Here is a 13,162-nt window from a genome sequence, read left to right on the forward strand (position 1 = left end):
CTTGTGGATGTCGGCTCCGGGCACGCGGCGCTGTCGGGCGACAGGTTCGCGCCCACCGTGCTTGACGCCGGTGTGCCGCTGCGCGCCCCGGGCGCGGGCATCGCGATGGGGGCGGACAGCACTTGGCCCGCCGACTGATCCAGAGGTGTTCGTAGAAGGCAGTGAAAGCGCCCGGAGCACGATCCCGCGTTCTCGTCATAAGCGAGCCGAGTGACCTGGCGCACGTGTACCTCTGTGCGTCGTGTGAGGAGGCTCATGCAGGGGTCCGGTCCATGGTCCCAGCTGTCCGTTCCGCCCGGTTCGTAGCGTTGACAGCGAGGGGCCGCAAGGGTTGTCGGCCCGCACGAGGAGGCAGGAAACATGGCCACCACGACCGTGAACCACGCGGGGACGTCAGAGGCCCCGGGGGAGCCGTGGCGCGGGTTCGCGCCGGGCACCTGGCAGGACGGGATCGACGTCCGCGACTTCATCCAGCGCAACTACACCCCCTACACCGGTGACGCCGGCTTCCTCGCCGGGCCCACCGCGCGGACCACGTACATCTGGGACGTCCTGTCCGGGATGTTCCCGGAGGAGCGCGCGAAGGGGGTCCACGACGTCGACCCGACGACCCCGGCGGGGATCACCGCCCACGCCCCGGGCTACATCGACCGCAAGGACGAGCTCATCGTCGGCCTGCAGACCGACGCCCCGCTCAAGCGGGCGATCATGCCCTACGGGGGCTGGCGGATGGTCGAGACCTCCCTGAAGACCTACGGCTACGAGGTCGACCCGGTGATGAAGGAGATCTTCACCAAGTACCGCAAGACCCACAACCAGGGCGTCTTCGACGTCTACCCGCCCGACGTCCGCAAGGCGCGCAGCGCGCACATCGTCACGGGCCTGCCCGACGCCTACGGCCGCGGCCGGATCATCGGCGACTACCGCCGCGTCGCCCTGTACGGCGTCGACGCGCTCATCGCAGGGAAGAAGGCCGAGCGGGCCGAGCTCGACGCCGAGCGTTCCGTCGAGGACGTCATTCGCGACCGCGAGGAGAACACCGAGCAGATCCGCGCGCTGGGCGAGCTCAAGGAGATGGCCGCGTCCTACGGCTACGACATCTCCCGGCCCGCGGCCACGGCGCGTGAGGCCATCCAGTGGCTCTACTTCGCCTACCTCGGTGCCGTGAAGGAGCAGAACGGCGCAGCGATGTCGCTGGGCCGGACGTCGACCTTCCTCGACGTCTACATCGAGCGAGACCTCCTCGACGGGGTGCTGACAGAGTCCGAGGCGCAGGAGCTGATCGACGACTTCGTCATCAAGCTGCGCATCGTGCGGTTCCTGCGCACCCCGGAGTACGACGAGCTGTTCTCCGGCGACCCGACCTGGGTCACCGAGTCCATCGGCGGCATGGGTGAGGACGGGCGCACGCTCGTCACCAAGAACTCCTTCCGCATGCTGCAGACGCTGTACAACCTGGGCCCGGCGCCGGAGCCCAACCTCACGGTCCTCTGGAGCGACGCGCTGCCCGAGGGCTTCAAGCGGTTCTGCGCCCAGGTCTCCATCGACACCTCGGCGATCCAGTACGAGTCCGACGCCCAGATCTCCGGCGCGTGGGGCGACGACGCCGCCATCGCCTGCTGCGTCTCGCCGATGGCCGTGGGCAAGCAGATGCAGTTCTTCGGCGCCCGCGTCAACGTGGCGAAGGCTCTCCTGTACGCCATCAACGGCGGGCGGGACGAGAACTCCGGCCAGCAGATCGCGCCGGTCTCCGAGCCGGTGGTCGGCGACGTCCTGGACTACGACGAGGTCGTCGCGAAGTACGACGTCCTCCTCGACTGGCTGGCCGCCACCTACGTCGACGCGCTCAACTGCATCCACTACATGCACGACAAGTACGCGTACGAGCGGCTCGAGATGGCGCTGCACGACAAGGAGGTGCTGCGGACCATGGCCTGCGGCATCGCCGGCCTGTCGGTTGCGGCCGACTCGCTCTCCGCGATCCGCTACGCCACGGTCCGGCCGGTGCGCCGCGAGGACGGGCTGGTCGTGGACTACGAGGTCGAGGGGTCCTTCCCGATGTTCGGCAACGACGACGACCGCGTCGACGAGATCGCCGTCACCATCGTCGAGAAGTTCATGGCGAAGATCCGGGCCCTGCCCACCTACCGCAACTCGGTGCACACCCAGTCGGTGCTGACGATCACCTCGAACGTCGTCTACGGCAAGCACACCGGGAACACACCGGACGGGCGCCGTTCCGGAGAGCCGTTCGCACCGGGCGCCAACCCGATGAACGGGCGCGACACCCACGGCATGCTCGCCTCCGCCCTGTCGGTGGCGAAGCTGCCGTACTCGGAGGCGCAGGACGGCATCTCGCTGACCAACACGGTGGTCCCGTCGGGCCTTGGGCGCACGAAGGACGAGCAGGTGACGAACCTGGTGGGTCTCCTCGACGCCTACACCGGCTCGGACGGGTATCACATGAACGTCAACGTGCTGAACCGGGACACCCTCTACGACGCCATGGAGAACCCGGAGAAGTACCCGCAGCTGACCATCCGGGTCTCCGGCTACGCCGTGAACTTCGTCCGGCTGACGCGCGAGCAGCAGCTCGACGTCATCTCGCGTACGTTCCACGGCACCGTCTGACCCGACGACGGCGGAGCCGCCGCCCGCCCCGGCCCACCGGGGCGGGCGGCACCCGGAAGAACGACCAGGAGGAACGATGACCGCGATCCTCGGCGCCCCCGCCACCGGCGTCGTCGCCCCCGACGGCATCAACGGCTTCTACGAGCCGGTCCCCGAGGACAACGTCCCACGGCTGCGCCGCTCCGCCGGCACCGCCGGGATCGAGGTCGCCGGGGAGATGTCCCACGCCGAGCACCTCGCCGCCGTGCGCGCGGGCGAGATCGGCTCCATGCACTCCTGGGAGCTCGTCACCGCCGTCGACGGACCCGGCACCCGCCTGACCGTCTTTCTCGCCGGGTGCCCGCTGCGGTGCCTGTACTGCCACAACCCCGACACGCTGAAGATGAAGGACGGCGAACCGGTCGCCGTCGACACGCTGCTGACACGCGTGCGGCGGTACCTGCCCGTCTTCCGGGCCACCGGCGGCGGCCTCACGGTCTCGGGCGGCGAGCCGCTCATGCAGCCGGCGTTCCTCGGCCGCCTGCTCCGCGGCGCGAGGGAGATGGGCGTGCACACGACCATCGACACCTCCGGCTTCCTCGGCACCCACGCCTCGGAGGCGCTGCTCGACGACCTCGATCTCGTCCTGCTGGACGTGAAGTCGGGGCTGCCCGAGACCTACCGGCGTACGACCGGCCGGGACCTGCAGCCGACGCTCGACTTCTCGCGCCGGCTCTCGGACCGCGGCACGGCCATGTGGATCCGCTTCGTGCTCGTCCCGGGGCTGACCGACGCGTACGACAACGTCGAGGCCGTCGCCGACCACGTCGCCACCCTCGCCACCGTGCAGCGGGTGGAGGTCCTCCCGTTCCACCAGATGGGGCGCGACAAGTGGGACCGCCTCGGCATGACGTACGAGCTCGGCGACACCGCCGCGCCCGAGCCGGAGCTGGTCGAGCGGGTGCGCGGCCAGTTCCGCGAGCGGGGCCTGACGGTCTACTGAGCCGGCAGGCTCGCGACGCCCGGCTCGTGGAAGCGCGCCCCCGTCGCCGCCTCCGCGGCGCCGGTCCGGTCGAGGTAGGGGGTGATGCCGCCGAGGTGCAGCGGCCAGCCCGCCCCCAGGATCATCGCGAGGTCGACGTCCTGCGCGTCCCGGGCTACGCCCTCGGCGAGCAGCAGCCCCGCCTCCTCGGCCAGCGCGCGGCGCACACGGTCTAGCAGCGCCCCGGCGTCCGGCGGCTGCGGCACGCGACGGGCGCCGAACAGCTCGCCGACGGCGGGGTCCACCGGCGAGCTCGCGCTCGGACGCCCCTCGCCGAGGACGAAGCTGCGCCCGGACTCCACGACCGCGGCCAGCCCGGGGGAGTCGGGGTAGCGCTCCCCGAGGTTCTGGCGCAGCGAGACCAGCACGTGCTCCGCCACGGCGGGCCCGACCAGCTGGAGCAGCTGGAAGGGACCCATCGGCAGCCCCATCGGACGCAGGGCAGCGTCCGCCTCGGTGACGGGCGTGCCCTCCTCGAGCGCCCCGAGAACCTCCCCGAGCAGCCGGATCAGCAGCCGGTTGACCACGAAGCCGGGGGCGTCGGCGACGGCGACGGCTGTCTTGCGGCACGCCTGCGCGACGGCGAACGCGGTGGCGTAGCTCGTCTCGTCCGTGGCCGCGGCCCGGACCACCTCCACCAGCGGCATCATCGCGACCGGGTTGAAGAAGTGCAGGCCCACCACCCGTTCGGAATGGCGCAGGTGCTCCGCCATGGCGGTGACGGACAGCGCAGAGGTGTTGGTGGCCAGCACGGTCGTCGGGGAGACGACGTCCTCGAGCTCGGCGAACACGCGCTGCTTGACCGCCAGCTCCTCGAAGACCGCCTCGATCACCAGGTCGGCACCGGCGAGGTCGCCGAGGTCGGTGGTGACGCGCAGCAGCGGCCGGAGCTGCTCGGCGTCCTCCTCGCGCAGGCGCCCCTTCGCGACGTCCTGGTCGATCTGGGCGTGCACGGCCGCAAGACCCTTCCGGGCGCGCTCGTCGTCGAGGTCCCGCATGGTGACGGGCACCCGAAGTGACCGGGCGAGGAGCAGCGCGAGCTGCCCGGCCATCAGCCCGGCGCCGGCCACGCCGACCGAGCGGATCTCGCGAGGCGCCACGTCCGCGGGGCGGCCGGCGGGCTTCTTCGCCCGCCGGGTCAGCAGGTCGAACGCGTACAGCCCCGCCCGGAGCTGGTCGCTCATCACGAGATCGACCAGCGCCTCGTCCTCGAGGGCGAAGGCTTCCGCCCGCGGGAGCGACCGTGCGGCGGCGACGGTGTCCAGGGCGCGGAGGGCGGCGGGGGCGCCCCCGGCGGCCCGGGCCTCGGCCAGCGGACGGCGGGCGGCCACCGCCGTCGTCCACTCCTGGTCCGTGGCGGCCGCGGCACGCCGCGGTTGCTCGACCTCACCGGCGACGACGGAGCGCAGCCAGGCCAGCGCGGGCGCCATGGCGTCCGCCGGACCGTCCGCGCCCGGGAGCACGACGTCGACGATCCCGGCGCGCAGGGCGTCGGCGACCTTGAGGGTGCGGTTGCCGCGCGCGGGGTTGTCCACGACGACCGTCAGCGCGGTGTCGGGCCCGACGATCCGCGGCAGGGTGGTGCAGCCGCCCCACCCCGGGAGCAGGCCCAGGTGTGTCTCGGGCAGGCCGATCGCCCGCACGCCGGGGTCGGCGGCCCGGTAGTCGCAGGCGAGGGCGAGCTCGAGCCCGCCGCCCAGGGCCGCGCCGTTGAGGTGGGCGAGGGTGGGGACCGGGAGGTCCGCCAGGGCGGCGACCACGCGGTGGCCCGCCTCGGCGAGCTCGCGAACCTGCTCGGCGCGCGTGGCCGTCCGGATCAGGTGCAGGTCCGCGCCGGCGAGGAACGTGCGCCCGGTGCCGGTCAGCACGAGCGCGGCGATCTCCCCCGCGGACGCGCGGCGGGCGGCGTCGGCGAGGGCCCGCTCGACGTTGGCCAGGCCCGCGGGTCCGAGGGTGCAGGGCCGGTCGCTGCCGTCCTCGGGCGCGAGGGTGAGCACGAGCACGGTGCCGAGGTCCGGGACGACGACGTCGGAGGGCAGCACGACGGTGGTGCGCTCGGTGTACGTGGGGGAGGTGGTGGTCACGGCTGCTCTCCGGATAGACGGCACTGTCGGTATCAGGTACTGCCGCAGACCCTACCGAAGGCCCGAGAGTCGTGTGGGTGGTGCGCGACCGGGAGGTGGCGGTCAGACCGCGCGCAGCGCCCGCACGAGCGGCTCCGCCACCGTCTCGACCTGCCACGGCCGGGCCCCGAGGGCGGTGAGCCGGTCGACGACCTGGCCGAGGCTCGGGCGGGGCTTGACGTCCCACGCGAGCTGACGCTGCGTGGCGGGTGAGAGCAGGTTCTCCTGCGGCAGGCGGAGCTGCTCGGCGAGGTTGCGCACGCTCGTGCGCACGGCGTCGAGGCGGAGCGCGGCCTCGGGGTTCTTGTCCGGCCAGGACCGCGGCGCGGGCAGCTGGCCCGGGACGTGCGGGGCACGCCGGCTCGGCAGCTCGGACTCGGGCAGGGCGAGCGCCCGCGAGACGGCGGCGAACCAGTACGGCAGGTGCCGGCGGGTGCCCTTGCCGGAGAACTCCCTGAGCCGTCCGAGCTCCTCCACGGACCGCGGCCTCGTCCGGGCGGCGGCCACGATGGCGGCGGCTGGCAGCACCCTGCCGGGTGCGCGGTCGCGGCGGCGGGCGAGGTCCTCCCGTGCGTGCCACAGCTCCCGGGCGACGGCGAGCCCGCGGGGGTCGCGCACCACCTGCAGGCCCGCAGTGCGGCGCCACGGGTCCGCCCGCGGCGGGGCCGGGGGAGCGGTGCGCACGTGCTCGAACTCCTCCAGGGCCCAGCGCAGCTTGCCGGCCTCCTCGAGCTGGACGGTCAGGACCTGACGCAGCTCCACGAGAAGCTCCACGTCCAGCGCGGCGTAGCGCAGCCACGGGGCCGGCAGCGGGCGGGTCGACCAGTCCGCCGCGGAGTGCTCCTTGGCGAGCGCGTACCCGAGGTTCTCGGCGACGACGGCGGCCAGCCCGACGTGGGCGCGCCCGAGCAGGCGGGAGGCGAGCTCGGTGTCGAACAGCGCCGCCGGCGTCAGGCCCAGCTCGCGCAGGCAGGGCAGGTCCTGGTCGGCCGCGTGCAGGACCCACTCCGCCGGGTTCACGACGGTGGCCAGCCCGCCGAGCTCGGGCAGCGCCACGGGGTCGAGCAGCACGGTCCCGGCACCCGGCCGGCGGAGCTGGACGAGGTAGGCGCGCTGGCCGTACCGGAACCCGGAGGCACGCTCGGCGTCCACGGCGAGCGGCCCGCCGGCGGCGGCGAGCCGTGCGGTCGCCTCGGCCAGGTCGGCCTCGGTGGCGGTGACGGGTGGCACGCCCTCGGCGGGCTCGAGGAGCGGGACGGTACGGGTCTCCTCCGCCGTCGCCACACCGTCCCCGCCGGGAGAGATCCCGGTGTCGACGTGGTCGTGGGCGTCGGTGGTGGCAGGCACGGCCTCAACGGTACGACGGCGCGGCCCGCCCCGCGTGCGCGGCGCGCGAGTCAGTGGTGCCCGTAGGTCAGTGGTGTGCGCCAGTCCGCGGCGCGCGACTCCCGTGCGCGCGGGTCAGCGGCGCCGGTTGAAGGAGGCGACGTTCTCCGGGAGCGGTTCCAGCCCGGCCGCCTGGCAGGCCAGCGCGGCCCAGGCCTTCAGGTGGGGGCCGAGGTCCGGCGTCGTCGGCGTCCAGGACGCGCGGACCTCGATCTCGACCTCGCCGCCCCGCAGCTCGAGCCCGCCGAAGGTCTCCGAGAGCACGCGGGTGACCGTGCCGGAGAGGTCGTGGTACCCGGCGCCGGCGTCCGAGAGCGCGTCCGTGAGCCAGGTCCAGCCGACCTCGCCGAGCAGCGGGTCGGCGCCGAGCTCCTCCTCGAGGCGCGCCTTGGCGAGCACGATGACGCGGAAGGTGCCGTTCCACGCCTCCTGGCCGGCCGGGTCGTGGAGCACCACGAACCGGCCGTGCCCGAGCATCGTGTCGGGGTCCATCGTGCGCAGCCGGTCGTTGACCTCGCCGGTCAGGGCCAGGGCGTACGGGGCGATCCGGGTGGGCGCCGGGACCTCCTCCAGGTGCAGCTCGGGGCGCAGCCGATGCCCGCGCAGGCTCAGCAGCGCGGTCTCGAACTCCGGCGGTGCCACCGCCTCGTCACCGGTCACGTGCTCAGGCTAGGACTCGCGCGCGGCTCCCGGGGGCAGGCCGCGCCCGACTCGCCGGGCGGCACTATGCTCGCCGAGGTCCCCGCACTTTGGAGAAGATTTGGCCGACAGCTCCGCAGCCGCAGTCCGTCCCGTCATCCTGGGCGGTGACATCGGGGCCTACGCCACCGCGCGGACCTTCCACGAGACCTACGGCGTGCGCTCTGTCGTGCTCGCCGGCGTCGAGACCTGGGCGGTCACGGGCTCCGTCGCCGTCGACCACCGCGTCGTGACCGGGCTGTCCGACCCTGACCTGCTGGTCGCCGCGATCCGCGAGGTGGTCGCCGAGGAGCCTGACAGGACGCACATCGTCCTCGGCAGCGCCGACTGGCTCGTGGACGCGCTCGTGACCCACCGCGACCAGCTGGGCGACGTCGTCGTGCCCTACGCCGGGACCGACGCGATGGCGCGGGTGACGGACAAGGGCACGTTCACCGCGCTGTGCGAGCAGCTCGGCATCCCCGTCCCCGCCACGGTGGTGCTGCGGGCCGCCGACGGCCCCGACGCAGCCGCCGGACTGACGTTCCCGGTGGTGGTCAAGGCGGCCTCGACGACGGCGTACCACGCCGTCTCCTTCGCCGGGAAGAAGAAGGTGGACCGGGCCGACGACGTCACCGAGCTGGGGCAGGTCCTCTCGCGCATCGCGGCGGGCGGGTTCGGCGGCGACCTCCTCGTCCAGGAGCTCGTGCCGGGCGGGGACGCCGAGATGGCGGCGGTGAACCTCTTCTTCGACGCCGACGGCGTGTGGCGCTTCGCGCAGTTCGGGCGCGTGCTGCTGGAGGAGCACACCCCCGGGGCGCTCGGGAACTCGGTCGCCCAGGTCACCGGCGTCGACGCCGAGGCCGTCGACCACGCCAGGCGGCTGCTGGAGCACGTGGGCTGGCGCGGGTTCGCCAACGTGGACCTCAAGCGGGACCCGCGGGACGGCGTCTACCGCTTCCTGGAGGTCAACCCGCGGGTGGGTCGCAGCGGGTACGCCGTGACGGCCTCCGGCCACGACATCTCCCGCATGTACGTCGACGCCTTCGTCGAGGGCCGGCCGGCCGACCCTGTGGTGAGCACCGCCGAGCACCTCTTCCACGTGGTGCCGCTGAGCCTGGTGCGCCGGTACGTCAGCCCGGACGACGCCGCGCTCGTGCGCCGGCTGGCGCGTCAGGGGAGGGCGACGAACCCGCTGCTCTACCGCGCCGAGCGCAACCCGCGGCGGTGGGCGAACATCGCGGCCGCGCAGCTGAACCAGTTCCGGAAGTTCGCCCGGCACTACCCGCACTGAGAACTGAATTACAGTACGTGACTGTTGCGTATATCTGGGTTAGGGTCTCCTTCGTTAGGTAACCCTTCCTCAGGAGAACACGTGAGCAGCACCTCGCGCCGGGCCGCCGTGGCCGCAGGCTCCCTCGCCCTGGCCACCGCACTCGCGGCCTGCTCGTCGTCCGGCGCCGACGGTGGCGCGGGCGACGCGGAGACTGCCGAGACGGTCACCGTCGAGCACGCCCAGGGCAGCACCGAGGTCCCTGCCGACCCGCAGCGCGTGGTGGTGCTCGACATGGGGGTCCTGGACACCCTCGACACGCTCGGGGTCGACGTCGTGGGGCTGCCCAAGGCCAACGTGCCGTCGTTCCTGGGCGAGTACGAATCCGACGAGTACACCGACGTCGGCACCCTCCAGGAGCCCGACTACGAGGCGCTCGCCCGGCTCGACCCCGACCTGGTCATCGTCGGGTTCCGCTCCGCGGCCGCGTACCCGGAGCTGTCGAAGAGCTTCCCCACCGTCGACGCGACCTTCGAGTGGAGCGGCGACTACCTCGCCAACTTCGGCGAGAGCGCCACGATGCTGGGCGAGATCTTCGGCAAGGAGTCCGAGGTCGAGGCCGCGCTGGCGGACATCGAGACCCAGGCGGAGGAGATCCGGCCCGCCGGCGAGGCGGCCGGCTCCGGCATGGTGCTGATGACCTCCGGGGGCGAGGTGACCCTCAACGGCGCCGACTCCCGCTTCGGGCTGATCTACTCCGAGCTCGGCGTCACCGAGGCCGAGACCGGTGTCGAGGCCGCCGACCACGGCGAGGCCGTCTCCTTCGAGCTCATCCGGGACGTGAACCCCGACTGGATGTTCGTCGTCGACCGCGACGCCGCGATCGGCGAGTCGAGCGGCCAGGCGGCGGAGCAGGTGCTGGACAACGAGCTGGTCACCTCCACCACCGCGTGGCAGGAGGACCAGGTGGTCTACCTCGACGGCGAGCGGTGGTACGTGGTCATGCACGGCCTGAGCAACGTGCCGGCGATGCTGGACGAGGTCGGGACGGCGCTGGCCCGGTGACAGGCCCGGAACTGCGGTCGGGGCGCGGGGCCGTCAGCACGACGGCCCCGCGCCCTGCCGCGCGTCTGCACCCCGGGACGGGCGCCGAGGCGCCGCCGGCGGCGCGGTCGCAGGTGGCCCGCCCGGTCGGGCGCCCCGGCGTCCTGCGGCAGCGTCTGGGGCTTCTCGGGGGCCTGGCGGCCGTCCTCCTCCTCGCGGCGATCTCGCTGTTCGTCGGCGTGTCCGAGCTCTCGGTGGGCGACGTCCTCACGGGTGACCTCGACGACGCGCAGCGACAGACCCTGCTCGCCTCGCGGGTGCCCCGCACCGTCTCGATCCTGCTCGCCGGGTCGGCGATGGCGGTCGTCGGGCTCGTCATGCAGCTCCTGGTGCGCAACAAGTTCGTCGAGCCGTCCACGGCCGGGACCACCGAGTCCGCCGGCCTCGGGCTGCTCGTCGTGACCCTGCTCGCCCCCGGGATGCCGCTGCTGGGCAAGATGGGGGTCGCCGCCGTGTTCGCCCTCGCCGGGACGGCCCTGTTCCTGCTGATCCTGCGACGGATCCAGCTGCGCTCCGTCGTCGTCGTCCCGCTGGTCGGGATGATGCTCGCGGGCGTCGTGGGCGCCCTGTCGACGTTCCTGGCCTACGGCAACGACCTGCTGCACACCCTGTCGAGCTGGATGACGGGCGACTTCTCCGGCGTCGTGCGCGGACGTTACGAGATGCTCTGGATCGTCGCGGGCTGCGCCGTCGTGGCCTACCTCGCGGCCAACCGGTTCACGGTGGCCGGGCTGGGGCAGGAGTTCACCACCAACCTGGGCCTCAACTACCGGCGGGTCCTGGCGCTCGGCCTCGCGATCGTGGCCGTGACCAGCGCGGTGGTCGTGGTCGTGGTGGGCGGGCTGCCCTTCCTCGGGCTGGTGGTCCCCAACGTCGTCTCGCTCGCGATGGGCGACTACCTGCGCCGGTCGCTGCCCTGGGTGGCGCTCGTCGGGGCGGGGTTCGTGCTCGTGTGCGACATCGTCGGCCGGCTGGTGATCTACCCCGCCGAGGTGCCCATCGGCATCGTGGTCGGCATCGTCGGCGCGGGCCTGTTCCTGTACCTGCTGCTGCGGAGGCCCTCCGGTGCTCGCTGACGCCTCTGCCACGCTCGCCGCGACCGAACGGCGCCCGGCGGGCCCCCGTCCCGGACTGCGGGTGGCTCTGCTGGGAGCCGCGGCCGCCCTCGTCGTCCTCGGGTTCCTCGTGGTCGGCGCCTTCGACGCGCTCGCCCTTCTCGTGCCCATGCGGGTCGAGCGCGTGGCGGCCATGGTGCTCGTCGGCGTCGCCATCGCCGTCTCCACGGTGCTGTTCCAGACCGTGACCGAGAACCGCATCCTCACGCCGTCGATCATGGGCTTCGACGCCCTGTACGCGCTGATCCAGACCTCCGCGGTGTTCTTCCTCGGGTCCGGGACGGTCAACGGCCTGGCGCCGCCGCTGCGCTTCGCGGTCGAGGTGGCGGCGATGCTCGTCTTCTCGTTCCTGATCTTCCGGTGGGTCTTCGGCGGCGCGCGGCGCAGCCTGTACCTGGTGGTGCTCGTCGGGATCGTCTTCGGCGTGCTGTTCCGCTCGCTGGCGACGTTCATGCAGCGGGTGATCGACCCGAACGAGTACCTCATCGTCCAGGACCGCCTCTTCGCCTCGTTCAACGCCGTCGACCCGACCCTCCTGGTCGTGTGCGCGGCCGTCGTGGCGGTCGCCTCGGCGTGGGTGTGGAGCCGCCGGCGCGAGCTCGACGTCCTCGCGCTCGGCCGGGCGAACGCGGTGACCCTGGGCCTGGAGCACCACCGCAGCACCATGGCCGTGCTGCTGGTGTGCGCGCTGCTCGTCTCCGTCTCCACCGCCCTGGTCGGGCCGATCACCTTCTTCGGCCTGCTGGTGGCGAACCTCGCCTACCTCGTGGCCGGGACCCACCGCCACGCGTACGTGCTGCCGGTGGCGTCGCTGCTCGCCGTCGTCACGCTCGTGGGCGGCCAGACCATCCTCGAGCACGTGTTCGGCCTGGACACCGTGCTCAGCGTCATCGTCGAGTTCGTCGGAGGAATTGTGTTCATCATGCTGCTCGTGCGGGGAGGCCGCCGATGATCGTCACCGAGAACCTCACCAAGAGCTACGGCTCCACCGTCGTCGTCGACGGTGTCGACCTCACGCTCACCCCGGGCGGCGTCACGTCCATCATCGGCGCCAACGGCGCCGGGAAGTCGACCGTGCTGTCGATGATCTCGCGCCTGCTCGAGATGGACGGCGGCACCGTGAGCATCGACGGCCTCGACGTCTCCCGCACGCCGAGCGCGGAGCTGGCCAAGCGCATGTCCATCCTGCGTCAGGACAACCACCTGGCCGTCCGGCTGACCGTCCAGGACCTCGTGGCGTTCGGCCGCTACCCGCACTCCCGGGGCCGGCTGACCATCGAGGACCGGCGCCACATCGCCGCCGCGATGGACTACCTCGAGCTCGGGCCGTTCGCCTCGCGGTACCTCGACGAGCTCTCCGGCGGGCAGCGCCAGCGCGCCTTCGTGGCCATGGTGCTGTGCCAGGACACCGACTACGTCCTGCTCGACGAGCCGCTCAACAACCTCGACATGAAGCACTCCGTGTCGATGATGAAGCTGCTGCGGCGTACCGCCGACGAGCTCGGCAAGACTGTGGTGGTCGTCGTCCACGACATCAACTTCGCCTCCTGCTACTCCGACCACATCGTGGCGATGAAGAACGGTCGCGTGCTGTGCCAGGGCAGCGCCGAGGAGGTCATCACCACCGAGCAGCTCCGTGCGGTCTACGACATGGACGTCGCCGTCGAGATCGTGGGCGGGCGGCGCATCGGCGTCTACTACGACTGACCTCTGCTCCGACTTTCGGGCCGACGCGCCGGACGACCCTCCCGAAGTCCCTGACCGCGCCGGACGCGGCGCACGTCACCCCCGCCACGCCCGCCGCCCGCCGATCCGGCCGTGGTCCGGCCAT

10 protein-coding genes are annotated in these 13,162 nt (G+C 72.6%); 7 read left to right on the forward strand and 3 right to left on the reverse strand.

Annotated elements, in window-relative coordinates; translation table 11 throughout:
* Positions 1-360: 360 nt before the first annotated feature.
* Together pflB and pflA are read left to right on the forward strand one after the other, a co-directional pair.
* A complete protein-coding gene (pflB, locus tag ATJ97_RS01840) occupies positions 361-2,631 on the forward strand; it encodes a formate C-acetyltransferase (RefSeq protein WP_098482288.1) in 2,271 nt (756 codons plus the stop codon).
* A 76-nt stretch (positions 2,632-2,707) separates the two neighbouring features.
* Positions 2,708-3,613, forward strand: coding sequence for a pyruvate formate-lyase-activating protein (gene pflA, locus ATJ97_RS01845; RefSeq protein ID WP_098482289.1), 906 nt, complete (start codon positions 2,708-2,710; stop codon positions 3,611-3,613).
* On the opposite strand, the gene ATJ97_RS01850 is transcribed toward pflA, so the two are convergent.
* The 3 genes from ATJ97_RS01850 to ATJ97_RS01860 form a co-directional block, all read right to left on the reverse strand.
* Complete coding sequence (locus ATJ97_RS01850) at positions 3,607-5,736, reverse strand: 3-hydroxyacyl-CoA dehydrogenase NAD-binding domain-containing protein (RefSeq protein ID WP_098482290.1); 2,130 nt, start codon at positions 5,734-5,736, stop codon at positions 3,607-3,609. The two genes, pflA and ATJ97_RS01850, sit on opposite strands and share 7 nt — an antisense overlap.
* A gap of 102 nt (positions 5,737-5,838) precedes the next feature.
* A complete protein-coding gene (locus tag ATJ97_RS01855) occupies positions 5,839-7,122 on the reverse strand; it encodes an HRDC domain-containing protein (RefSeq protein WP_098482291.1) in 1,284 nt (427 codons plus the stop codon).
* A gap of 114 nt (positions 7,123-7,236) precedes the next feature.
* Positions 7,237-7,821: a DUF3000 domain-containing protein gene (locus ATJ97_RS01860; RefSeq protein WP_098482292.1), complete on the reverse strand. Its 585-nt coding sequence runs from the start codon at positions 7,819-7,821 to the stop codon at positions 7,237-7,239.
* Between the two features lie 100 nt (positions 7,822-7,921).
* Here ATJ97_RS01860 and ATJ97_RS01865 point away from each other — a divergent pair, with 100 nt between their 5' ends.
* The 5 genes from ATJ97_RS01865 (at position 7,922) to ATJ97_RS01885 (ending at position 13,038) form a co-directional block, all read left to right on the forward strand.
* Positions 7,922-9,133 (forward strand): carboxylate--amine ligase, encoded by a 1,212-nt coding sequence (locus ATJ97_RS01865; RefSeq protein ID WP_098482293.1) that lies wholly within the window; start codon positions 7,922-7,924, stop codon positions 9,131-9,133.
* An 81-nt stretch (positions 9,134-9,214) separates the two neighbouring features.
* Complete coding sequence (locus ATJ97_RS01870) at positions 9,215-10,177, forward strand: siderophore ABC transporter substrate-binding protein (protein WP_211287014.1); 963 nt, start codon at positions 9,215-9,217, stop codon at positions 10,175-10,177.
* Positions 10,178-10,320: 143 nt separating this feature from the next.
* Positions 10,321-11,292, forward strand: coding sequence for an ABC transporter permease (locus tag ATJ97_RS01875; protein ID WP_483866838.1), 972 nt, complete (start codon positions 10,321-10,323; stop codon positions 11,290-11,292).
* 61 nt (positions 11,293-11,353) lie between these two features.
* Positions 11,354-12,283: an iron chelate uptake ABC transporter family permease subunit gene (locus tag ATJ97_RS01880; RefSeq protein WP_098485144.1), complete on the forward strand. Its 930-nt coding sequence runs from the start codon at positions 11,354-11,356 to the stop codon at positions 12,281-12,283.
* Positions 12,280-13,038: an iron ABC transporter ATP-binding protein gene (locus ATJ97_RS01885; protein ID WP_098482294.1), complete on the forward strand. Its 759-nt coding sequence runs from the start codon at positions 12,280-12,282 to the stop codon at positions 13,036-13,038. The genes ATJ97_RS01880 and ATJ97_RS01885 overlap by 4 nt, the downstream gene beginning before the upstream one ends.
* Positions 13,039-13,162: the final 124 nt, after the last annotated feature.

Origin of the sequence: Georgenia soli (assembly GCF_002563695.1) — a bacterium.
In the GTDB taxonomy this organism is placed as follows: domain Bacteria; phylum Actinomycetota; class Actinomycetes; order Actinomycetales; family Actinomycetaceae; genus Georgenia; species Georgenia soli.